This is a genomic window from Brevundimonas sp. (assembly GCF_013912065.1).
Lineage (GTDB): Bacteria > Pseudomonadota > Alphaproteobacteria > Caulobacterales > Caulobacteraceae > Brevundimonas.
Genome location: NZ_JACESA010000006.1, coordinates 19,117 through 41,321, shown reverse-complemented (window position 1 = coordinate 41,321; position 22,205 = coordinate 19,117). Strand labels below are relative to the sequence as shown.

Below are 22,205 nucleotides of genomic sequence, written 5' to 3'. Positions count from 1 at the left end.
TCCTATCTTCCGCGCATGATCGACGATCTCTACAGCGCACGCATCCTGACGCTGGCGGCCAACCTGCCGCATGCCGGGCGTTTGCCGTCGCCTGAAGGGACCGGCGAACGGGTCGCCAAACTGTGCGGATCGCGGGCTACCGTGGATGTGACGCTCGATGGCCAAGGTCGCGTGGCCGAATTCGCTCAGGACGTGAAGGCCTGCGCCCTGGGCCAGGCGGCGGCCGGCGTGCTGGGCCAGTCGGTGATCGGCGCCTCGGTCGAGGAGATCGCGCACGCGCGCGACGCGCTTTCGGCCATGCTGAAATCCGGCGGCGACGGCCCGACCGGCCGGTTCGAGGATCTGCGCGTGCTGAAACAGGTCGCCGACTATCCCGCCCGTCACGCCTCGACCCTGGTGGCCGTCGAGGCGACGCTGGAGGCGGTCAGACAAGCGCTTTCCGAACGAACTCGTCTCGCCGGCGCGGCCTGACGGGCTCTGACCGGTTGATCCCCCTGGCTTGACAGGGGATAAGCGCGGCGAACCCATCCAGCCCCCGGCGAAGGGACATATGTCTCTCTATGAACGCGGCGTCCGCGCGGCCCATCGGGGCTACAAGCTGACGCTGTCCCCCCTGATCGGCCAGCAGTGCCGGTTTCTGCCGACCTGTTCGGACTATGGGCGCGACGCCCTGATCCAGCACGGTCCGCTGAAGGGGGGATGGCTCACCGTGCGCCGCCTCTGTAAATGCCACCCCTTCGGCGGTTCGGGCTATGACCCGGTTCCGCCTCTGAAGACCGACGAAAAAGAACAGTCATGATCGATCTGAAATTCCCCGACGGCGCCGTGCGTCAGTATCCGTCCGGCTCGACGGCGCGCGACGTCGCGACCTCGATCTCGCCCTCCCTGGCCAAGAAGGCGGTGCTTGCCGAGCTGAATGGAGAGCAGCGCGACATGGGCCGGGTGCTGGAGACCGGAGGCGACTTCCGCCTGATCATGCGCGACGACCCCGCCGCCCTCTATACAATTCGTCACGACACGGCCCACGTCCTGGCCGAGGCGGTCCAGACCCTGTTCCCTGGCACCCAGGTCACGATCGGCCCGGCCATCGAGGACGGTTTTTATTATGACTTCTACCGCGACGAGCCCTTCTCGACCGACGACTTCGCCGCCATTGAAAAGGAAATGGGCCGGATCGTCGATCGCGACGCCCGGTTCGAACGCGAGGTCTGGGACCGCGACGAGGCCATCGTCTTCTTCGAGGCGCGGGGCGAGAAGTTCAAGGCCGAGCTGATCCGCGACCTGCCCGAGAACGAGACCATCACCCTGTACAAGCAGGGCGACTGGATCGACCTGTGCCGGGGCCCGCACTTCCCCTCGACCCGCCATGTCGGCAAGGCCTTCAAACTGACCAAGCTGGCCGGCGCCTATTGGCGCGGCGATTCCAAGCGCGAGCAGCTGCAGCGCATCTACGGCACCGCCTGGGCGACCAAGGAGGATCTGGACGCCCACCTGCAGCGTCTGGAAGAGGCCGAAAAGCGCGACCACCGCAAGCTGGGCCGCGCCATGGAGCTGTTCCACATGCAGGAGGAAGGCCGCGGCATGGTCTTCTGGCATCCGAAAGGCTGGGTCCTGTGGCGGGTGCTGGAGGCCTATATGCGCCGCCGCCTGGACGCCGCCGGCTATGTCGAGGTCAAGACGCCCCAGGTTCTGGACCGCAAATTCTGGGAACAGAGCGGCCACTGGGACAAGTACCGGCCCAATATGTTCGTCTGCGAGACGGTCGAGGGCGAGGAACTGAGCCTGAAGCCGATGAACTGCCCCGGCCACGTCCAGATCTTCGACCAGGGCCAGCGGTCCTATCGCGAACTGCCGTTGCGCATGGCCGAGTTCGGCGCCTGCCACCGCTATGAACCGTCCGGTTCGCTGCACGGCCTGATGCGGGTGCGCGGCTTTACCCAGGACGACGCCCACATCTTTTGCCGCGAGGACCAGATCGTCGAGGAGACGGCCGAGTTCATCAAGCTGGCCCGCAGCGTCCACGCCGACCTGGGCATGCAAACCGCCTATATCAGCCTGGGCACCCGGCCCGAGAACCGCGCCGGGACGGACGAGTTCTGGGACAAGGCCGAGACCCTGATGGCCGAAGCCGCCCGTGCGGCCGGGACCGAGCCGGTGGTCACGCCCGGCGACGGCGCCTTCTACGCGCCCAAGCTGGACTTCATTGTCAAGGACGCCATCGGCCGCGAATGGACCTGCGGCACGATCCAGCTGGACTATGTCCTGCCGGAACGGCTGGGCGCCAACTACATCGCCGAGGACGGCCAGAAACACCGCCCGGTCATGCTGCACCGGGCGATCCTGGGCAGTTTCGAGCGGTTCATCGGCATCATGATCGAGAACTACGCCGGCGCCTTCCCTCTGTGGCTGGCTCCGACCCAGGCGGTGGTGGCGACCATCACTTCCGACGCCGACGACTATGCCCGCGAAGTTGTGGCGAGGTTCAAGGCGGCCGGCCTGCGCACCGAGATCGACCTGCGCAACGAGAAGGTCGGCTACAAGGTCCGCGAACACTCGGTCGGCAAGGTTCCGGTCATCGCCGTGGTCGGCCGCAAGGAGGCCGAGGAGGGCATGGTGGCCCTGCGTCGTCTGGGCTCTCAGGACCAGACGGTGGTCACGGTCGAGGAAGCCCTGCGCATCCTGACCGAAGAGGCGACGCCGCCTGACCTGAAGCGGGCCGCCGAGGCCTAAGCGCGATTTCGGACACAGGAACATTCGTCCCCCGCATCTCTTTTGGTGGTGTGCGCCCCCCGCGCCCCATCAAAAGAGAGATCGCACCATGGCCGAGAAGACGCTGGACAATCTGTTCCACGACACGCTCAAGGACATCTATTACGCCGAGCGCAAGATCCTGAAATCCCTGCCCAAGATGGCTCGCGCGGCCCAGTCGCCGGAGCTGAAGGCGGCCTTCGAAAAGCACAAGGATCAGACCGAGGGCCAGATCGAACGCCTGCAGCAGGTGTTCGAGATCATCGGCAAGGCCCCGCGCGGCAAGACCTGCGACGCCATCGAAGGCATCCTGGCCGAGGGCGACGAGATCATGGAGGAATACAAGGACAACCCCGCCCTTGACGCCGGCCTGCTCGCCGCCGCCCAGGCGGTCGAACACTATGAGATCACCCGCTACGGCACCCTGAAGCGCTGGGCCCTGGTTCTGGGCATGAAGGACGCCGCATCCCTGCTGGACGAGACCCTGCAGGAAGAGTCCCAGACCGACGAAGACCTGACCGGCATCGCCGACGCCGCCGTCAACGCCGACGCGATGAAGAGCGCCGCCTGAGCCTCTCGGGGGGCGGCTGCGGCCGCCCCCGCCTTCGGACGGAATGTCCGGTATCGGACACTGGTGTCTGAAAAAGACAAGCATTCACTGTATGTTAGTTGTGGGCGATCCAGGTTCGATCTGGCTTTGGAGACCCACCCATGACGCAGTCAGCCCCCACCGCTAGACCCGCGCTTCAGCGTTTGGTCGCTGCGGGCTACATGCGCTACTGGATCATCGGCAGCTGGGCTTTGGCGCTCTCGACCGTTGTTGGCGCCGGGATGGCCGTTGGGTGGTTCGCGTCAGCGACAGCTTTTGGCCTCGTTCGAACCTTTGTCGATCGCGGCCTGGCGATGGCGGATACGGTTCGCCACCAGCGCGTCAAGCTGGGCGTGGCCACGATCTCCTGCGTGGCGTGGGCGGCTGCGCCCTTGCTGGCCTTTCTGTATGGGGGAGCTCAGGGCGTGGTTCTGGGAGTGGCCCTGCTGATCGCCGGCTATGTGCTGGTTTTCACTCAGATGCGCGCCGCGCCCCGCGAGGCGCTGATCGTGTCGACCCCGTATTCTCTGGTTGTCATTGTGCTGTTCATACTGCTGTGGGGCACGTCCGGATTCTGGGTCATGCTCAGCATGGCGCCGGTTCTGGCCCTCGCCTTGATCATCAAGGTGGCGATCACCCAGATGAAGGACAATGATCTGGAAGCTGTGAACCGTCGGCAGGCCGAACTGATCGCCGAACTGGAGGCGGCGCGCGACCGGGCCGACGCCGCCAGTATCGCCAAGTCGAATTTCTTGGGGGTGGTGTCGCACGAGCTGCGCACGCCCATGAACGGCGTACTCGGCGCCGCCCAGCTTCTGCAGATGTCGGCGCTCGACGATCGCCAGAAGGAGTTCGTGAGCGTGATCCGCAACTCGGGCGAGGGCCTGATGGTGCTGCTCAATGATATTCTCGATCTGACCAAGATCGAGGCCGGCAAGATGGATCTCGATCTGGCTGACACGAGAACCAGCGACCTGATGCCCCGACTGATCGGGCCCTTCAGAGCCCAGGCGGAGGCGCGGGGCCTGGTCTTCACTTCCGAAACCCGGGGGGCCGTCCCGCCCTTGCTACAGCTTGATCCGCTGCGGCTGGCCCAGGTGGCGCACAATCTGCTGGGCAATGCGATCAAGTTCACCTCGCAAGGTGAAGTTCGACTGGTGTTGGAGGGCGAACCCGTGGCGGACGGGCGCACGCGCCTTCGCCTCAGCGTGATCGATTCGGGAATAGGCATCGCGGCCGAGGATGTAGAGCGGCTGTTCCAGCCCTTCTCTCAGGTGGACGGTTCCTCGACGCGCCGGTTCGGCGGCACCGGCCTGGGGCTGAGCATCTGCCAGCGGCTGGCGGGGATGATGGGTGGCGAGATCACCGTGTCGTCCATCCCCGGCCAAGGGTCCGCCTTTACGCTTCAAGCGGTCTTTGAAGAGCCTCGCCTTGAGGCGGGTCGCGTCGCCGCCTGATCAGTCGCGCAGCAGTTCGTTGACGCCGGTCTTGGCCCGGGTCTGGGCGTCGACCCGTTTGACGATGACAGCGCAATACAGCGACGGACCGCCCTTGGGGTCCGGCAGGGCGCCCGGCACCACAACCGAATAGGCCGGCACCTCGCCCCGGAAAATCTCGCCCGTGGCGCGATCGACGATCTTGGTCGAGCCTGACAGATAGACCCCCATGGCCAGGACCGCGCCCTCGCGCACGATCACCCCCTCGGCCACCTCGGCGCGGGCGCCGATGAAACAGCCGTCCTCGATGATGGTCGGGTTGGCCTGGAGCGGCTCCAGAACCCCGCCGATGCCCGCGCCGCCGGACAGGTGGACGTTCTTGCCGATCTGGGCGCAGGAGCCGACCGTGGCCCAGGCGTCGACCATCGACCCCTCGTCCACGAAGGCGCCGATGTTCACGAACGACGGCATCAGCACGACATTCTTGGCGATATAGGCGCCCTGGCGGACGATGGCGCCGGGCACGGACCGGAAGCCGGCCGCTTGATAGTCGGCGGCGGCCCAGTCGCCGAACTTGTTCGGCACCTTGTCCCAATAGGGACCGACGCCCGGCGCATGGCTGGTCGGGCCGCGGTCGCCGGCGCGCATGATCTGGTTGTCGTTCAGGCGGAAGGACAGGAGCACCGCCTTCTTCAGCCATTGATGCGTGGTCCAGACGCCGTCCTCGCCGCGCGAGGCGACCCGGGCCTCGCCGGAATCGAGAAGGGCCAAGGCCGTCTCGACCGCGTCGCGCACGTCGCCGTGGGTGGCGGTCGAGACGTTCGCGCGGTCTTCCCACGCGGCCTCGATGACGGATTCGAGATGCGACAGGTCGGTCATGCGGCGTCCTTGAAGGTCAGGGTGTTGAGGAAGTCCAGAAGGTCGGGGGCGATCCGGTCGATGTGGTCGCCGAGGGGCTTGCCGTGGCCGTCGCCGATCAGGACGGTCGCCATGCCCAGGGCCTTGGCCGGCTCCAGGTTCTTCGGCGTATCCTCGAAGAAGGCGGCGCTGCGGGGTTCGAAATCAAATCGTTCGATCATGCGGCGGAAAGCCGAAGGAGCAGGCTTGGGCGTCAGGTCGCCGTCCTCGATGGCGAACACCCCTTCGAAACAGTCAGCGACGCCAATCCGGTCCAGAACCCGGTGCGCATAGTCGCGCGCGCCGTTGGTGAAGACGAAACAGCGCCCCGGCAGGGATTTCAGCCGTTCGGCCAGGCGCGGATTGGGCTCGACCCCGTCCAGCGGCACATCATGGACGGCGTGCAGGAAGTCCTCGGGATCGATCGTATAATTGGCCATCAATCCGGCCAGGGTCGTGCCGTGCTCGTCCAGAAACTGGCGCTGAAGCACCCGCGCCTCCTGCGGCTCCAACCCGACGGCCTCGACCACATAGGCGTTGATCCGCGCCTGGACGAGGGACATCAGCCCCTGGTCGCGCGGATACAGGGTGTCGTCCATGTCGAACACCCAGGCGCGGACATGCGACAGGTCGTTCAAGACGCCTTCACCAGGGTGCCGGCGCCGAATTCGGTGAACAGTTCGACCAGCATGGCGTGCGGTCGGCGGCCGTCCAGGATGACCACGGCCTCGACCCCGGCGCGCACCGCGGCCATGGCCGTCTCCAGTTTGGGGATCATGCCGCCGTTGGCGACGCCGGTGTCGATCAGGCCTTGCGCTTCCTCAAGGGTCATCTGGCGGATGATCTCGCCGTCGGCGCCCTTGACGCCGGCCACATCGGTCAGCAGCAGCATCCGTTTGGCACCCAACGAACCCGCCACTGCGCCCGCCACCGTGTCGGCGTTGACGTTATAGGTCTGTCCGTCCTCGGCCACCCCGATCGGGGCGATGACCGGAACCCAGTCCTCGGTCTCCGACGCGATCAGCCCCTTGATCAGCTTGGGATCCACCTTGGTGGGTTCGCCGACATAGCCCAGATCGACCTCGTGCTCGATCATGCTGTCGGGATCGCGTTTGGTCCGGCGGGTCTTTTCGACCGTCAGCAGGCCCGCGTCCTTGCCCGACAGACCGACGCCGCGCACGTCGGCCTCCTTGCCCGCCATGGTGATCCAGTGGGCGATCTCTTTATTCACGGCGCCGGACAGGACCATTTCGGCCACCTCCATCGTCGCCGGATCGGTGACCCTCAGCCCGTCGACGAAGCTGGACTTCACCCCCGCCTTTTCCAGCATGGCGCTGATCTGCGGCCCGCCGCCGTGCACCACGACCGGGTTGACCCCCATCAGCTTCAGCAGCACCACATCGGCCGCGAACTGACGCGCCACCGCGCTCTCGCCCATGGCGTGGCCGCCGTATTTGATGACCACGGTCTCGCGGTCATAGACCTGGATATAGGGCAGGGCCTCGGCGAGCGTCTTCGCCGTCTCCCAGCTGCGTTCCTCGGACTGGCGTTCTGTTTCGTTCATCACGGGCGCGAGATAGCGGGGGATGGGGGGGAAGTCACGCGGGAAGGATATTACAAGTTCAACAGCGCTGGATCGCCCCCCTGGGCGGCGATGTTCACGCTGATCGCCTTTTCCGCGGCGTAGCGGATCAGGCTGTTGGGGCCGCCGGCCTTCGGACCGGTGCCCGATAATCCCTCGCCGCCGAACGGTTGCACGCCGACCACGGCGCCGGTAATGGAGCGGTTCACATAGACGTTGCCGGCGGGGACTAGCTCGACGACTTCGGCGGCGAAGGCCTCGATGCGGCTGTGGACGCCCAGGGTCAGGCCGTAGCCGCGCGTGGCCAGTCTGGAGGCGACGGTCTTCAGGTCGGAAGGGTCGTAGCGATAGACGTGCAGGATGGGGCCGAACACCTCGCGCTCCAGGAAGTCGGGCGTCGGGATCTCGGCGATGGTGGGGGCGAACAGGTCGCCTTTCTCTGAGCCGATGGGCAGGTCGGCGCGGGCGACGATCCTGGCTTCGCGGGCCAGGCGTTCGACGTGGGCTTCCAGGGCGCGGCGAGATTCGGGATCGATGACCGGGCCGATGTCGGTCCTGGGATCGGCGGGGTCGCCGACGGTCTGGACGGCCAGGGCGCCCTTCAGGCCTTCGATCAGGGCGTCGGCCGAGTCCTTGGGCACATAGAGGACGCGTAGCGCCGAGCAGCGTTGGCCGGCCGAGCCGAAGGCCGACTGGATGACGTCGTCGATGACCTGTTCCTTCAGCGCCGTGGTGTCGATGAACATGCCGTTCAGGCCGCCGGTCTCGGCGATGAAGGGGATGATGGCGCCGGGGCGGGCGGCGATGGCGCGGTTGATGGCGGCGGCCGTTTCGGTGCCGCCGGTGAAGGCGACGCCGTCGATCCCGGGGTTGGTGACCAGGGCCGCGCCGACCGTCTCGCCGCGACCGGGGACCAGGGCCAGCAGGTCGGGGTTCAGACCGGCCTTGTGGTACAGGCGCACAGCCTCCGCGGCGATCAGGGGCGTCTGTTCGGCGGGCTTGGCCAGGACGGCGTTGCCGGCGGCCAGGGCGGCGGCGATCTGGCCCGTGAAGATGGCCAGGGGGAAGTTCCACGGGCTGATGGCGGCGAAGACGCCCCGGCCGTGCAGGATCAACTGATTGGTCTCGCCGGTCGGGCCCTTCAGGGTCTGGGGGGCGGTGAAATCGCGTTCGGCCAGCAGGGCGTAGTAGCGGCAGAAGTCGGCGGCCTCGCGCACCTCGGCGACGCCGTCGTTCAGGGTCTTGCCCGCCTCGCGGCTGAGCAGGGCGACCAGACGATCCAGATCGGCCTCCAGCGCGTCGGCCATGGCCCGCAGGACCACGGCGCGTTTGGCCCCGCCCTGACGGTCCCAGCCGACCTGGGCCTGCGCCGCGGCGTGGACGGCGGCGTCGATGTCGGCGGCTTCCGCTTCCGACGCATGACCCAGAACCTGGGACCGGTCGAACGGATTGGTCACGTCCTGGGGCGCGATCCCGGCGCGCAACTTGCCGCCGACGATGGGGCCGGAGGTCAGTTTTTCGCGATCCAGCATGTCCAGCGCCCGGGCGTGGGCGTCGCGATCCGCCGCCTGGGAATAGTCGCGGCCGAGGGAGTTCTGACGATCGCCGTACATGTCTTTGGGAACCGGAATCTTGGGGTGACGGTCGGGCGCCTGCTCGACCAGGGAGATGGGATCGGCCGCCACGGCCGAGGCGGGCACGCGCTCGTCCAGGAGGGCGTGGACGAAGGAGGAGTTGGCGCCGTTTTCCAGCAGGCGCCGCACCAGATAGGGCAGCAGCTCCTCATGCCCTCCCACGGGAGCATAGGCGCGGACGATGACGGTCTCATCGGTCCAGGCCTCGCGCGCGGCGTCGTAAAGCGCCTCACCCATGCCGTGCAGGCGCTGGTGCTCGACCGCGACGCCCCGGTCCCGCGCCATGCGACGCACGGCGGCCAGGGTATGGGCGTTGTGGCTGGCGAACTGGGAATAGATCGCCGGCGAGGCGGCGATCATGGCGTGGGCGCAGACCAGATAGTTCAGGTCGGTCGCCGCCTTGGTGGTGAAGACCGGATAGTCCGTTCGACCATGTAGTTGGGCGCGTTTGATCTCGGTGTCCCAATAGGCGCCCTTGACCAGACGCACCATCAGCCGGCGGCCCGAGCGACGGGCCAGGTCGGCGACCCGTTCGACCGTTTCCAGCCCACGCTTCTGATAGGCCTGAACCGCCAGGCCCAGCCCGGTCCAGCCGCCCAGGCTGGGCTCATGGGCCAGCCGATCCAGCAGTTTCAGCGACAGGGCCAGTCGGTCCGCCTCCTCGGCGTCCATGGTGAAGTTGATGTCGTGTTTCGCCGCGATCTGGGCCAGGCGCAGGACGCGGGGATAGAGATTGTCCCAGACCCCGTCCTCGTGCGTCGCCTCATAGCGGGGCGACAGGGCCGACAGTTTCACTGAGACGCCGTGGCCGTGCTCGGGCCCCTGGCCCTTCGACGTCCTGCCCACGGCCTCGATGGCGTCGGCGTAGATCTTCTCGTAGCGGTCGGCGTCGGCGACGGTGCGGGCTCCCTCGCCCAGCATGTCGAAACTGCACAGCCAGCCTTCCTTGTTCGACCGTTTCAGCGCGGCCTGGATGGTGCGGCCGACGACGAACTGTTCGCCCATGATCTTGACCGCGGTCGCCACCGCCTGACGGATGACCGGCTCGCCCAGGCGGCCGGCGATCCGCTTCAGAAAGCCGGGCAGGTCGCTGCGCGCCTCGTCGTCGACATCGACCAGTTTGCCCGTCAGCATCAGTCCCCAGGTCGAGGCGTTGACGAACAGGCTGTCCGACTGGCCCAGGTGGCTGGCCCAGTCGGCCGAGCCGATCTTCTCGGCGATCAGCCGATCGCGGGTCTCTTCGTCAGGCACGCGCAGCAGGGCCTCGGCCAGGCACATCAGGGCCAGGCCCTCCCGCGTGCCCAGGCTGAACTGCTGCAGGAAGCTTTCGACCACCCCCTGTTTCTTCTGACTGCGGCGGGCCTGCTCGACCAGGGCCGTGGCTTCCGCGACCACGGCCGCGCGCTCGGCGGCGTCCAGCGGCGTGCGCGCCAGATTGTCGGCGACGGCGGCGCGCTCGTCGTGGAATTTACGATGGTCCAGCCCGTCCCAAACGGCCAGGCTCGAAGGCGAAAAGGCGGCGGGCGTCATGGGCTTGTCATGTCCTGTGGATTTCCGCCGTATATCCCCGAGTTTCGGGAAGGTGCTTCGTATGATATGCGCCTGGGCCGATGATTCTTCGGCCATGTGATTTGTTTTCCGATGAGTGATATTGACGCGGTCGATCGCCGCATCCTGCGAGTGCTTCAGACCGACGCCCGCATCTCCAACGCCGAGCTGGCGCGACGCTGCAACCTCTCGCCGGCCGCCTGTTTCGAGCGGGTCAAACGCCTGCGCGAAAAGAAGATCATCACCGGTTACGCCGCCATGGTCGACCCGACCCAGGTCGGCCGCGATCTGCTGATCTTTGTCGAGGTCCTGCTGGACCGAACCACCGGCGACGTCTTCGACGCCTTCGCTGTCGCCGTGCGCAGCCAGCCCGAAGTACTGGAATGCCATATGGTCGCGGGCGGTTTCGACTATCTGATCAAGGCCCGCGTCGGCGACATGGACGCCTATCGCGCCTTCCTTGGCGACGTCTTGGTGCGGATGCCCGGCGTCCGGGAGACGCGGACCTATGCGGTGCTGGAGGAGGTGAAATCGACGACGGTGTTGCCGTTGTAAAACACACGCGAAAGGCATCAACCATAAAGCTTTGCGGTGATTTTATTGGGGTGACGTTCGCGAACCAGTCTCGTAAAGCCTCGGTCTGTTGGATGGATTGGGTGGCGAGGAATCGATGCCGGTAATTTTCCCCGTGATCATGTGTGGTGGTTCCGGAACGCGTCTCTGGCCCGCGTCCCGCCCTTCCAGGCCAAAACAGTTCATTCCTCTCGCAGGCAACCGTTCGTTGTTCCAAGAGACGGTGGAGCGTGTCGCTCCCTTGATCGGACCTTCAGGCGAACTGATCGTTGTGGGTGGAGTGGTCCACCATCAGGCCATTCGCGACCAGCTAAATGAAATCGGCCGGAACGCAGTCGTTCTACTGGAGCCCGAAGGCCGGGATTCGGCGGCGGCCATGGCTGCCGCAGCGATCTGGACACTCCGCCACAATGCGGAAGCTGTGAACCTGTTCGTCGCGTCCGATCATCACATCCCGGATGACGCAGCCTTCCGGGAAGCGGCGAAGATCGCCGGGGAGGCGGCCGCCGAAGGTCGCATCGTCACACTCGGCGTAGTCCCGACCGGTCCTTCCTCCGCCTATGGCTATATAGCGCCAGTTTCGGCCGGCTTGTCCAAAGTGCAGTCTTTCGTTGAAAAGCCCGATGTCGCCACTGCTGAGCGATATATCGCCGAAGGATATCTCTGGAACAGCGGCAATTTTATAGTCCGGGCCGACATTCTCCGCGACGAGATCACGCAGACGACAGCGGGATTGGCGGAGACGGTGGCGGAAGCCCTGGACGAGGCGACCCTAGACGGCGGTGCCGTTTTCATGAGCCGGCGCTTCGCCACCGCGCCCAAGATCTCGATCGACTACGCCGTCATGGAAAAGACGCGACGCGCGTCGGTCCTCCCGGTCGATTTCGAATGGTCCGATCTCGGCGCCTGGGATTCGGTGCATAAGACAGGTGAAGGCGATGTCGGACTTCATATATTTGAAGATGCTGACAATTGCCTGGTGCGTGCCTGCGACGGCGTGATGGTGGCGGCCATCGGCGTTTCCAATCTCGGCATTATCGTCGAGAAGGACGCTGTCCTGGTCACCGACCTCAAACGCAGTCAAGACGTCAAGAAGGTTGTCGAACGTCTGAAAACGTTCTCACCACATCACCTGGACTTTCCTGTTCCCCAGGAAGAGGCCTTGGCCGACGGGGCCGTTCGGTTCGCATCCTGGATGCGACAGGCGGCGCTGCCTACCTGGTGTACTTTAGGTCAGAATACAGAGGGCGGTTTTGAGGAATTGCTGGGGCAGGACGGACGACAACTCGGCGCGGTGCGGCGGGCCCGCGTCCAAGCGCGCCAGATACAGGTTTACGCCGAAGCAGGGCGTCTCGGATGGGCGGGGCCTTGGCAGGCGACGGTCAGGAGCGGCCTGGAATGGCTGAACCGACGCTCGCTCAATTCTGAAGGACTCATGCGGGCTCAGTTGTCGGCGTCTGGTGATCCGCTGGATGAAACGGTCGCGCTTTACGACCAGGCCTTCCTGATGTTCGCCCTCGCCGGCGCCTGGCAGACGATGCCGGAACTTGTCGCGGAACAGCAGGCCGTCGCGATCCGGGATCATCTGCTCGAAAACGGTCCTTCGGAAGGCGGATTGATCGAGGTCGGCCCTCATCCCTATCAGTCGAACGCCCACATGCATTTGTTGGAGGCGGCCCTGGCCTGGGAAGAGGCCGGCGGCGACTCAGGTTGGAATGTGCTGGCCGATCGGATCGTCATCCTCGCCCGCTCAAAGTTCATCGACGCGGGAACCGGACTGCTACGAGAATTTTTCTCGTCCGACTGGTCCCCAGCCCCCGGCCTGGATGGTTCGCTCGTGGAGCCGGGACATCAGTTCGAATGGGCCTGGCTGCTCGCCCGCTACGCCCGTGCCCGTTCTGCGCCCGACGTCCTGGAGGTCGCTTGGCGTCTTTACGAAGGCGGACTGAAAGGAGTCGATCCGAAGCGTGGCGTGGCGATCGACGCCCTCGATGTGGAGGGTGGCGTCCGCAACGCCAGGGCCAGACTGTGGCCGCAGACCGAATGGCTGAAGGCCTCGCTGATCCTCGCCATTCTGACCGACGACGGTCGTCGGGACCTGAGCCTGACTCAAGCCGAGCGCGCGCAGAAGGCCCTCTGGCTCTACCTGACCCCGGCCGGTTTGTGGCGTGACAAGATGCTGGAGACAGGGAGCTTCATGGACGAACCGGCCCCCGCCAGCTCCTTCTACCACATCATGGCCGCCTACGCTCAAGTCAGGATGTCGCTTGGAGCCCTCAAACCAGAACTGACTTCGGCGCTCGAACTGTTCTGAGATGCCTCGTATCCGTCTCGCCTTCGTCATTCGAACCGTCTAGAAGTTCCGCCCTTACTTAACGGCTCAGGGTCCGCCCGCCTCAATGCGCATCGTTCTGGCCACCGACGCCTGGGAACCTCAGGTCAACGGCGTCGTCCGCACCCTGACCCGCACGGTCGCGGAATGTCGCGGCATGGGCCATGAGGTCGAGGTCATCGAACCCAGCCTGTTCAAGACCATTCCCTGCCCGACCTATCCGGAAATCCGGCTGGCGCTCGGGGCGGAGGAAGAGATTCGCGAAATGCTGCGCGCCTTCGAGCCCGAGGCCGTCCATATCGCCACCGAGGGTCCTATCGGCATCGCCACACGGCGGATCTGCGTGGAGTGGAAACTGCCGTTCACGACCAGCTACCACACCAAATTCCCCGAATATGTCTCGGCCCGGTTCCCGATTCCGGTCCAGGTCGGCTACGCCTATATGAAATGGTTCCACAAGCCGTCCGGCCGGCTGATGGTGGCGACGCCGACCCTGCGCGACGAACTGGTCGAGCATGGCTTCAAGAACGTCTCGCCCTGGTCGCGGGGCGTCGACACCGAGATGTTCAACCCGGACCTGGATCGCATCTACGACGAGATGGGCGGAAAGGACTGGCCCCGGCCCTTCTTCCTCAATGTCGGCCGGGTGGCGGTTGAGAAGAACATCGAGGCCTTCCTCGAACTGGACCTGCCGGGCACCAAGATCATCGTCGGCGACGGCCCGGCGCGGGCCGAGCTTCAGGAAAAGTATCCAGAGGCCAAATTCCTGGGCGCCCGGTTCGGCGACGACCTGGCCCGCTGCTTCCGCGACGCGGACGTCTTCGTCTTCCCCAGTTGGACCGACACCTTCGGACTGGTGATTCTCGAGGCCATGGCCGCCGGCACGCCGGTCGCCGCCTATCCGGCCCACGGGCCGATCGACATCATACCGGGCTCGAACGCGGGGGTGGTCGACAAGGATCTGAAGACCGCCTGCCTGAAATGTCTCGAGCTCGACCGCCGCGACGTCCGCGCCTACGCTGAGAAGTTCAGCTGGCGCGCCTCGGCCGAGCAGTTCGTCGAAAACCTTGAACCCTACCCCGAACCCGAGCGCGGCCGCTTCTGGCGCCGCCTTCGCCGCATCGCCCGGATCAGAAAGCGCGCCGCGGCCTGAGCGGACGCGCGTCATCAATCACCTTAAGTCAGATCGCCCAAGGAAGAGCCATGCTCAAGCCGCGCCCAGACCTGAAGCCGAACACAGCGGCCTATGAGACCCAGGCCCTGATGAAGCCGACAGGTTTCCGAGAGTACGACGCCCGCTGGATTCTGGAGAAGGAGATCAACCTCCTCGGCATCCAGGCCTTGGGCCTGGGCCTGGCCACCTATGTTCACGAGATCGGCGTCGCGCCGAAGATCGTCGTCGGGCATGATTTCCGTAGCTACAGCCTCAGCGTCAAACAGGCCCTGATCCTGGGCCTGCTGGAAGGCGGGATGGAGGTGCTGGACATCGGTCTGGCCCTGTCGCCGATGGCCTATTTCGGCCAGTTCGAGCTGGACGCGCCCTGCGTCGCCATGGTCACCGCCAGCCACAACGAGAACGGCTGGACCGGGGTCAAGATGGGGGCGAACAAGCCGCTGACCTTCGGGCCGGAAGAGATGGGTCGGCTGAAGCAGATTGTGCTGAACGGCGAAGGCGTGGCCCGGCCGGGCGGCAAACTGGTCCGGGTCGAGGACTTCCGCGAGACCTATGTCGCCGACGTCGCCTCCAAGGTTCGGATCAAGCGGCCGCTGAAGGTGGTCTGCGCCTGCGGCAACGGCACGGCCGGCGCCTTCGCCCCCGACGCGCTGCGCCGGATGGGCGTCGAGGTGATCGAGATGGACACCGACCTCGACTACACATTTCCCAAGTACAATCCGAACCCGGAAGATCACGCCATGCTGGTGCAGATGGCCCAGCGGGTGCGCGAGACGGGCGCCGACCTGGCCCTGGGCTTCGACGGCGACGGCGACCGTTGCGGGGTGGTGGACGACACGGGCGAGGAGATCTTCGCCGACAAGATCGGCCTGATGCTGGCCCGCGACCTGTCCAAGGTCTATCCGGACAGCACCTTCGTCGTCGATGTGAAGTCGACCGGCCTCTACAAGACCGACGAAATCCTTAAGGCCAATGGCGCCGAAGTGGTCTACTGGAAGACGGGCCACTCCTACATCAAGCGCAAGACCGCCGAACTGGGTGCCCTGGCCGGGTTCGAGAAGTCGGGCCATTTCTTCATGGCCGGCGATCTGGGCCATGGCTATGACGACGGTCTGGTGGCCGCCGGGGCGGTTTTGGCCATGCTGGACCGCAATCCGGGCAAAACACTCAGCGAACTGAAGGCCGCCCTGCCGGACGCCTGGACCAGCCTGACCATGTCGCCCCACTGCGACGACGAGCTGAAGTACGGCGTGCTGGAGCGGATCGTGAAGGAATACTCCAATCTGGCCGAGGCCGGCGGCGAGATCCTGGGACGTAAGATCCTCGAGGCCATCACCGTCAACGGCGTGCGGGTGCACCTGGAGGACGGCTCCTGGGTCCTGGTCCGGGCTTCGTCGAACAAGCCCGAGCTGGTGGTGGTGGTCGAGAGCATGCGCTCCGAGGACGACATGCGCGACCTGTTCCGCAAGGAGATCAAGCCGCGCCTGGCCGCCTATCCCGAAATCGGTGCCTTCAATCAGGAAATCTGAAGGCGCTGAATTATCATTAGCTTACAGAAATACATGAACGTCTGTGCGGTTGAACCCACACTTCTGGCGCACAAAGGACTATAGAAGTAGGGAATCCTGAGGCTCGACTACCCGCTTCTGTGAAGGTGGGACTTGAGAGAGTCGTCGAAGTCGGCGTTGACCCTTAGAAGCGCATTGGATTTCAGATCCGGGAGGACTGGACTGTTAGGGCTGGGTCAATATCGGTGGTTAAGGCCGTCACGCGATCCCTCACGCTCTTCGCTCTAAGGTCAGGATCGAATTCGGCGACATAGATTTCGGCGGCGGCAGAGAACGCTTCGAAGCTCATCGTGCCCCCAGCCAAGTTCAGCGTAACCGGGTCGCCGGACCAATATCTTGTCATGGCGTCACCTACGGACTTCATTGCTTCAGCTAGGCCCGTGGGTGTGGCGGAGTCCGCCATTCGTCCCAATCCACCATGGATGTATCTTAGATTGCTATTGGAATAACTGATCGGCACACAGCCAGCGGCCAAGCCCTCAATCACCGGCACGCAAAACCCTTCGTGATGTGATGCCGTGACGAAGGCGTGGGCGTCACGGTAAGCGCTGGCCAATTCTGCATTCGAAACTGAACCTCTAAGCACGACTTTATCGGACAGGTTCAGTTGCAAAATTCGCTTCTTCAAGCGGTCGATGAACTCTGGAGACGAGTGTTTCAGGTTGCCGCATATGTCGAGACTAAAATCGAATTTCGCATCACGATGAAGGAGCCCGGCCGCCTCGATTAACTCGTCCACCCCTTTGGCCGGTACGATTCGGCCGACGTAGATGAACCGGACCGGGCCGGACCGCTTGCTCAAAAACGAGCCCTGGGCCAGCGTTTTGACCCCGAGCGGCATGACCCGCACTCGTTCAGGACGGATTCCCCGTTGCATCAGTTCCGCGACATTCTCTTGGCTGTCCGCCCAGACCTCATTTACAGAGCGGAAAACTTGGATTTGACGCATTGACCGCTGGATCAAAGGTCGATCCCGTTCCGCGACCAGATTCGCCGGGGTTACATTGTGGAAGCGGACCACCTGAGCGGCTCTACCATTCCCAATCAACATGATGTCGAAAAGATCACTGAAGATGGCGTAGGTGTAGATCAGCACATCGGCGCGGAGGAACGTATCATTGCACATCATGTCGGTCATTGTTGTAATGACCGTCACGGGAACATCGGTACGGTTGGTGCCGCGTGTTAACAACGTCACATTGTTTTCAGGAACGCTCTCCAGCGCCTGATACAATTCCGTCGTTGCATTCCCGACCGCATCCTGAGCCAGAAGCGATGGGCTTATGATGACAATGCGTCGACCGGTTGTGGTCGACATCAACCCTGCCTCTTCTTTTTGCCCGCTTCCCGAGCGGTTGCTTTCACCGAAACGCCAGCCTCAGATTCCAGCCGTGCGACAGCCTCCTCGAGTCGCTGCAATCGGATTTGGAGTTGTGCCGCTTCAAATACATCGGCGCGAACATTAGCGACCGTGGCAATCAGTTGCGGCAGGTGTTGATCCCACCCCCTCACCAAGCGCTCGAGATCAACTTCAAGTGCATCAACGCGACTCTTCGTTCCCGATCCCTGTGGCGTTTCCCGCCGAAATGGCAGGCTTGCAGGGCCATGTCCGACCTTGGAGGCAAGGCCCATGGAGACCCGCATTGACCGGGTGAAGCGGGCGAGCCGCCGTTTCAGAGTGCTGTTGTCCAACGAAATCCACTCAGTTGATATAAAAATAGGTCAAGCGCGAAGCGGGTCCACCCATTTTCCGCTTGGCGAATTTCTTCCAGGAAAAAGCGATTAGCAGATCACCGACTGCGACGCCCGCATCTCATATAGGCGCTGCTATTATGCGGCTATGCTAAGCATAATTTGTGTCGAATGCGGCGGCACAGAACATGCCATAATAGCGAAATACGGGTGACCCTTGTGGAGGATGGCCGATCATCCTGTTTAGCTGCCTCGCCGTCGCGGCTAAGCGGTCCAGCAGTGCGCGTGGGAGCGATCTGTCTGCAAGCCGTAGGTTCCTAGTTCGCAATCACTCCATGGCTTATAAATTTTAGGCTGGATTGAAGATCGTAGCGACCATCTGCCGGGCGACTTCTTCATCACGTCCTTCCGTCTGATGGAGCGAGTAGATCGTTGCCCCTTGGCTGTCGGAATCAAGCGCGATCGCCGCGACATAGCTCCCGTCTTGAAGGTTCAGCCGAGCTACCACACCTAACGGAAAGGCGTTGGCGAGCATGAGGTAGGAACCATCGTTGAGGGCGTTTTGACAGTGATCCATCAGATTCGGTGAAGATTCAACGCTCCGCCCGTCGAGAAGCCGGCCTTCTAGAGGGTTCCGAGGAGCCGCCTTCTCGCGTGTTTTCAGGCTAAACATACCTGCGTCTCCCCTAGCTGCTCGTTTCCAGTTCGGTTGCACAATCCGTGATCGCTATGGGGTCACCCTCACGTACTAAATCGGCGCCTTGGAATTCCAGTTCACCGCCTAGAGAGCCTTGGGCGACGATGATTTTAAACTCCGCTGTTGCGGGCTCATGCCACTCATGGGTGAGCCGTACGGCGAACTCGCCGGGACGCTCTGGAGATTGGGTGAAGCTCGTGGTGGAGCTTGTGTGGCCCCATTCAAAACGCAGTCGATGCAGGGCTGCGTCTTTGTCTACGATGAACCGGGCGGTGATGGACCAGCGGCCCGGTCGTAGTCCTATGTAGGGGCCATATACGAGGGCTCGTGCTCGACCAGCCAACTCGACAATCCAATCCGGTCGGGAGGCGGACCTGTGGCGGTCATCGAACCGAAACACCTCGGGCTCCCAGCGTGCGGATGACTGGGGCGTATCCGGCCAACCCTGATAGAGCGCCAGCGCCTTCTGAAAGGCCTGCTCCGCCGTGAGGGGAGGCCATTCCTCTCGTGTAGTGGGAACGACGATCTCAATGTTTGGTCCGATGGTCACAGTCGGACGGGTAAAGCTATTGGGAAGGTAGACGGTGTCTCTAGGCAGAAGGGCGGAATTGGCCAAGATCAAGCTAGCGATCTGCAAGCCGCCTTCTGGCGCGGCGCCGAACAACGAAGCGCACTGAGCTGCAGACGTTGTAATATCGCCCAGTATGGCGACGGTCCAATCCCGTTTTATCTCGGTTACTAGAAGTGGGTCATGAGTGATGATGATCTTTGGGCGATCTGAGGCTGACAGCTGGGGGGGCTCGCCCCCATAGGGAATCGGCTCATATCCAGCGGATCTGATCCCGTCCGTTAGAGCGGCGTTCCACGGATGATAGGTTGCTGACGGAGTAACGACGACTACGCCGACGACACGCAGCCCAGCCTGATTATTCTCCGGTCCGCGTGTCGAGTCGTTGATCATGCTGCTCTGAGCCATTGATAAACATCAACAGCCTCCTGAATGTCGTCAAAGACCTTGGCCTTGCCGCCTTCTATAATCAGTGCCCGCTCACAATGGGTCGCGATGAGGTTTACGTCGTGCGAAGCCATTAGGAACGCGCGATCGGCCCGCCTGCTGAAGAGTTCTTCGTCACATTTGCGCTGAAACCGGGCGTCGCCGACGGAGACCAATTCATCGATCAGATAGCAATCGAACTCAACGGCTAGAGATATCCCGAACGCAAGGCGAGCACGCATTCCCGAGGAGTAGTGTTTGACGGGCATTCTGAGGGCCATCGTGCCCAGTTCGGCAAAATCATCGACCAACTCTAAGACGGCCCTGTAGTCGCGGCCGTACAGACGGGAGATAAACTTTAAGTTATCGATGCCGCTGGTGCTGCCCTGAAACCCACCACCGAAGCCAATTGGCCAGGATGCGGTCATTCCCCAGCGGATACTTCCCTGGGTGGGCTGGATCACGCCACCAAGCAGCTTGATAAGCGTCGATTTGCCCTGACCGTTGCGGCCCAGTATCGCTAGCCGGCCATTTCGGGCAAGATCGAAAGACAGTCCCGAAAAGGTGGGCCGGTGCGCGGTGTGGTATTTTAGGGACAGATCGGAAACCGAGAGACCAATGTCCGATGGCGTGGAGTTCATCAGGTCTGCCTGTGCTCCCGGACGCCGGCGTAGACTAGCCAGCCGAGGCCATACGCGAGAAGAGTTGAAAGGAAAATCGTCAGCAGCATAATCAACCTTTGAGGTTCGATCGCTTTGTCTGGTGTATTGGGGCGAACAATCCGTTCCAGATAGAGTTTCTGCCGTCGAGAATCCTGTTCGGCCGAAGTCAGGGCGGTCGTCGCTGCCGCAAATTCCTTGCCCGCAAGTTCGCGACGCATCATTAAATCTTCATAGACCCCGATCTGCGGAGCAAGCGATCCCGGCTCGCCGACGATCTTGGCGCGCTCGTCCGCGATCTGTCGCTCGTAGGAAGCGATGCGGCCGTTGAGGATCGGAAGCTGAGGGCTATTAGGGGCTTCGCTCATCAACTGGCTGCGTTCAGCGTTGAGGTTGGCCAGGGTCGAACGAAGGTTCGCTATTAGACTGCCGGATTCTCGTGCACTATTTTCGGGGTCGAGAAAGCGTCTTTGGGCTCTGAATTCCGCGATATTCGTTTGGGTGACGTCAACTTTAGCACGCGCGCGTTCCAACGCTGCCCGCGCCTCGATGATGGCGTTATTGGACGATCTCTCATTGAGAGAGTTGACTACGTTTTCGCCGCCGTCGAGCAGAGCATTCGCCACGGCAGATGCGTCGTTTGGGCTGAAAGCCTTAACGCGAAGCGTGCTGATGCCGGTCGATGAATCATAACCGACGGTCACGAACCGCTTCAAGCCGGAGAACTTGTCTTCTTCCGTATGGCCTTCCCAAAGCCGGGGTGAGCGAGAGAACATATCTGCATTGGGGGGGGCGAAGACCGACTTCACGTCGATGCGCTGTTCGAGGTAGTTCAAACCGTCACGCGAGTTGATGAACTCGTGCACAGCAAAGGAATCAGTCGCCGCAGGCGACAGTCCCACGCCCTGTAGTGCAATTCCGATCGAAGACGGCTGCGACTGGTTGGCGGACCTGACAGTAAAACGAGCCTCGGAAACATATTGGGGCGAGGCGATGCCGAAATAATAGATCGCGGCGATTAGAGTCGGAGCACCTACGACAATGAGTAACGACAGAGGGATTTTCTGCCACCATTTCCGCTCAGGAGCGGTCGGAAGACTCCGACCGGCCCCCACGTATTCCAGCTTGGTCTGGGTCATTCGTGTATCACAGGGTTAGGGGGCGTCATTATTCGATTTCTACGCGATTCTTGGAAATAGATATCAGGAGTAGACCCAGGACGTTCATCACAGTCGCTAAGGCCACGGCATAGGCCGGGTGGTAGTGGGTTTTTGTGAACTCACCAAATACCGAACTGCGGATCATTTCTATCCCATGCGCGAAGGGCAACAGCAGATAGAGCTCACGCCATTGGTAGGGTATCCACTCGACCATCACGAAAGCGCCGGACAGTGGGATCAAAAGATACGTCACTACAGGGACGATTCGTTCGATCACATCGAACTGCATGGCTAAGCCAGCCAACATTAGGCCAAACCCCATACCTACCCAGCCTAACAGGAACCAACCACAGTAAAGCAGCAGCAGATCATGCGGAGCGCCAATCTGTTGAAATGAGAACAAGGCTAAATAGACGAGGATGAAAGAGAGAGTTGCGCCAGCGAATTCAAGGAAATTCCGGCTCAGGAAGATATGAACAGCTGTGACATCACGATGGTGTAGGAGCCCAACGTTTGCCGCGAGCGAATTCATGGAAAAACTGACTAAGTGTCGGATTAGGACGATGGACGTATAACCCGTGAAGATAAAAGGCGTTGTTCGAAGGCCATGTTCATACTCAGGTTTCAGCAACGACCAGAGCAGAATGACCCCAACGCAGAACGCCAAAGGCTCAACAACCAGCCAGGCAAAGCCTAAACCGTCCCGGCCAAACCGGGTCGACAATTCCCGCATCATCAGAGCCCCTATGATCTTGACATGCTTGAGGGGCCTAGTCGTCATTGAAAAACCCACCCCAGGTGGGTGCTGGGAAAAGGCTGTATCGAGTCGCCATCAAGTTTAATTCGCCACGTCCTCATGCGGCCGGACCATACTGAATGTAATGACCCACGCAAGCCGAACTTGAACGGGGGGTGCGGTTGA

At 62.8% G+C, this 22,205-nt stretch carries 19 protein-coding genes; 9 read left to right on the top strand and 10 right to left on the bottom strand.

Going from position 1 to position 22,205, the window contains the following annotated elements; genetic code table 11:
* The first annotated feature begins 15 nt into the window (after window positions 1-15).
* The 5 genes from H2037_RS06685 (at window position 16) to H2037_RS06665 (ending at window position 4,794) form a co-directional block, all read left to right on the top strand.
* Entirely contained in the window at window positions 16-471 is a 456-nt protein-coding gene (locus tag H2037_RS06685; protein ID WP_292119396.1) for an iron-sulfur cluster assembly scaffold protein, read from the top strand.
* A gap of 79 nt (window positions 472-550) precedes the next feature.
* Window positions 551-799, top strand: coding sequence for a membrane protein insertion efficiency factor YidD (yidD, locus tag H2037_RS06680; RefSeq protein ID WP_292119394.1), 249 nt, complete (start codon window positions 551-553; stop codon window positions 797-799).
* A complete protein-coding gene (thrS, locus tag H2037_RS06675) occupies window positions 796-2,730 on the top strand; it encodes a threonine--tRNA ligase (protein WP_292119391.1) in 1,935 nt (644 codons plus the stop codon). Before yidD ends, thrS begins: the two co-directional genes overlap by 4 nt.
* Before the next feature lie 88 nt (window positions 2,731-2,818).
* Window positions 2,819-3,319 (top strand): ferritin-like domain-containing protein, encoded by a 501-nt coding sequence (locus H2037_RS06670; RefSeq protein ID WP_292119389.1) that lies wholly within the window; start codon window positions 2,819-2,821, stop codon window positions 3,317-3,319.
* Window positions 3,320-3,651: 332 nt separating this feature from the next.
* Window positions 3,652-4,794, top strand: a complete 1,143-nt coding sequence (locus H2037_RS06665; protein WP_292119388.1) for an ATP-binding protein — start codon at window positions 3,652-3,654, stop codon at window positions 4,792-4,794.
* Here H2037_RS06665 and dapD read toward each other — a convergent pair whose 3' ends face one another.
* From dapD to putA, 4 genes are read right to left on the bottom strand one after another with little or no spacing between them, the layout of a single operon-like run.
* A complete protein-coding gene (gene dapD / locus H2037_RS06660; protein ID WP_292119384.1) occupies window positions 4,795-5,652 on the bottom strand; it encodes a 2,3,4,5-tetrahydropyridine-2,6-dicarboxylate N-succinyltransferase in 858 nt (285 codons plus the stop codon).
* On the bottom strand, window positions 5,649-6,308 hold the full coding sequence (locus tag H2037_RS06655) for a pyrimidine 5'-nucleotidase (protein WP_292119381.1): 660 nt from the start codon (window positions 6,306-6,308) through the stop codon (window positions 5,649-5,651). The genes dapD and H2037_RS06655 overlap by 4 nt, the downstream gene beginning before the upstream one ends.
* A complete protein-coding gene (argB, locus tag H2037_RS06650; protein ID WP_292119378.1) occupies window positions 6,305-7,234 on the bottom strand; it encodes an acetylglutamate kinase in 930 nt (309 codons plus the stop codon). Before argB ends, H2037_RS06655 begins: the two co-directional genes overlap by 4 nt.
* A 50-nt stretch (window positions 7,235-7,284) precedes the next feature.
* The gene (gene putA, locus H2037_RS06645; protein ID WP_292119376.1) at window positions 7,285-10,416 is read right to left on the bottom strand and encodes a bifunctional proline dehydrogenase/L-glutamate gamma-semialdehyde dehydrogenase PutA; all 3,132 of its coding nucleotides are present in this window, start codon (window positions 10,414-10,416) and stop codon (window positions 7,285-7,287) included.
* Between the two features lie 111 nt (window positions 10,417-10,527).
* Between putA and H2037_RS06640 the strand changes: the two genes are divergently transcribed.
* The 4 genes from H2037_RS06640 to H2037_RS06625 all read left to right on the top strand — a co-directional run bounded on the left by H2037_RS06640 (window position 10,528) and on the right by H2037_RS06625 (window position 16,042).
* Entirely contained in the window at window positions 10,528-10,989 is a 462-nt protein-coding gene (locus H2037_RS06640) for an Lrp/AsnC ligand binding domain-containing protein (protein WP_292119373.1), read from the top strand.
* A 115-nt stretch (window positions 10,990-11,104) separates the two neighbouring features.
* Window positions 11,105-13,321, top strand: coding sequence for an AGE family epimerase/isomerase (locus H2037_RS06635; RefSeq protein ID WP_292119370.1), 2,217 nt, complete (start codon window positions 11,105-11,107; stop codon window positions 13,319-13,321).
* An 85-nt stretch (window positions 13,322-13,406) separates the two neighbouring features.
* Window positions 13,407-14,492 (top strand): glycosyltransferase family 1 protein, encoded by a 1,086-nt coding sequence (locus H2037_RS06630; protein WP_292119367.1) that lies wholly within the window; start codon window positions 13,407-13,409, stop codon window positions 14,490-14,492.
* 50 nt (window positions 14,493-14,542) lie between these two features.
* The gene (locus tag H2037_RS06625) at window positions 14,543-16,042 is read left to right on the top strand and encodes a phosphomannomutase/phosphoglucomutase (protein WP_292119365.1); all 1,500 of its coding nucleotides are present in this window, start codon (window positions 14,543-14,545) and stop codon (window positions 16,040-16,042) included.
* 181 nt (window positions 16,043-16,223) lie between these two features.
* Here H2037_RS06625 and H2037_RS06620 read toward each other — a convergent pair whose 3' ends face one another.
* From H2037_RS06620 to H2037_RS06595, 6 genes are all read right to left on the bottom strand, one after another.
* On the bottom strand, window positions 16,224-17,399 hold the full coding sequence (locus tag H2037_RS06620) for a glycosyltransferase (RefSeq protein ID WP_292119362.1): 1,176 nt from the start codon (window positions 17,397-17,399) through the stop codon (window positions 16,224-16,226).
* Window positions 17,399-17,773: a hypothetical protein gene (locus H2037_RS06615; RefSeq protein ID WP_292119360.1), complete on the bottom strand. Its 375-nt coding sequence runs from the start codon at window positions 17,771-17,773 to the stop codon at window positions 17,399-17,401. The genes H2037_RS06620 and H2037_RS06615 overlap by 1 nt, the downstream gene beginning before the upstream one ends.
* Before the next feature lie 349 nt (window positions 17,774-18,122).
* Window positions 18,123-18,446 (bottom strand): hypothetical protein, encoded by a 324-nt coding sequence (locus H2037_RS06610; RefSeq protein ID WP_292119358.1) that lies wholly within the window; start codon window positions 18,444-18,446, stop codon window positions 18,123-18,125.
* A 981-nt stretch (window positions 18,447-19,427) separates the two neighbouring features.
* Window positions 19,428-20,105, bottom strand: a complete 678-nt coding sequence (locus tag H2037_RS06605; RefSeq protein ID WP_292119355.1) for an ATP-binding cassette domain-containing protein — start codon at window positions 20,103-20,105, stop codon at window positions 19,428-19,430.
* Entirely contained in the window at window positions 20,105-21,262 is a 1,158-nt protein-coding gene (locus tag H2037_RS06600) for a chain-length determining protein (protein WP_292119352.1), read from the bottom strand. Before H2037_RS06600 ends, H2037_RS06605 begins: the two co-directional genes overlap by 1 nt.
* 28 nt (window positions 21,263-21,290) lie before the next feature.
* Complete coding sequence (locus H2037_RS06595; RefSeq protein WP_292119349.1) at window positions 21,291-22,019, bottom strand: ABC transporter permease; 729 nt, start codon at window positions 22,017-22,019, stop codon at window positions 21,291-21,293.
* Window positions 22,020-22,205: the final 186 nt, after the last annotated feature.

Excerpts from the sequence above, each read along its gene's own strand:
- H2037_RS06685 (WP_292119396.1), top strand. The coding sequence starts at position 16 with ATGATCGACGATCTCTACAGCGCACGCATCCTGACGCTGGCGGCCAAC.
- yidD (WP_292119394.1), top strand. The coding sequence starts at position 551 with ATGTCTCTCTATGAACGCGGCGTCCGCGCGGCCCATCGGGGCTACAAG.
- thrS (WP_292119391.1), top strand. The coding sequence starts at position 796 with ATGATCGATCTGAAATTCCCCGACGGCGCCGTGCGTCAGTATCCGTCC.
- H2037_RS06670 (WP_292119389.1), top strand. The coding sequence starts at position 2,819 with ATGGCCGAGAAGACGCTGGACAATCTGTTCCACGACACGCTCAAGGAC.
- H2037_RS06665 (WP_292119388.1), top strand. The coding sequence starts at position 3,652 with ATGGCGGATACGGTTCGCCACCAGCGCGTCAAGCTGGGCGTGGCCACG.
- dapD (WP_292119384.1), bottom strand. The coding sequence starts at position 5,652 with ATGACCGACCTGTCGCATCTCGAATCCGTCATCGAGGCCGCGTGGGAA.
- argB (WP_292119378.1), bottom strand. The coding sequence starts at position 7,234 with ATGAACGAAACAGAACGCCAGTCCGAGGAACGCAGCTGGGAGACGGCG.
- putA (WP_292119376.1), bottom strand. The coding sequence starts at position 10,416 with ATGACGCCCGCCGCCTTTTCGCCTTCGAGCCTGGCCGTTTGGGACGGG.
- H2037_RS06640 (WP_292119373.1), top strand. The coding sequence starts at position 10,528 with ATGAGTGATATTGACGCGGTCGATCGCCGCATCCTGCGAGTGCTTCAG.
- H2037_RS06635 (WP_292119370.1), top strand. The coding sequence starts at position 11,105 with ATGCCGGTAATTTTCCCCGTGATCATGTGTGGTGGTTCCGGAACGCGT.
- H2037_RS06630 (WP_292119367.1), top strand. The coding sequence starts at position 13,407 with ATGCGCATCGTTCTGGCCACCGACGCCTGGGAACCTCAGGTCAACGGC.
- H2037_RS06625 (WP_292119365.1), top strand. The coding sequence starts at position 14,543 with ATGCTCAAGCCGCGCCCAGACCTGAAGCCGAACACAGCGGCCTATGAG.
- H2037_RS06620 (WP_292119362.1), bottom strand. The coding sequence starts at position 17,399 with ATGTCGACCACAACCGGTCGACGCATTGTCATCATAAGCCCATCGCTT.
- H2037_RS06610 (WP_292119358.1), bottom strand. The coding sequence starts at position 18,446 with ATGTTTAGCCTGAAAACACGCGAGAAGGCGGCTCCTCGGAACCCTCTA.
- H2037_RS06605 (WP_292119355.1), bottom strand. The coding sequence starts at position 20,105 with ATGAACTCCACGCCATCGGACATTGGTCTCTCGGTTTCCGATCTGTCC.
- H2037_RS06600 (WP_292119352.1), bottom strand. The coding sequence starts at position 21,262 with ATGACCCAGACCAAGCTGGAATACGTGGGGGCCGGTCGGAGTCTTCCG.
- H2037_RS06595 (WP_292119349.1), bottom strand. The coding sequence starts at position 22,019 with ATGATGCGGGAATTGTCGACCCGGTTTGGCCGGGACGGTTTAGGCTTT.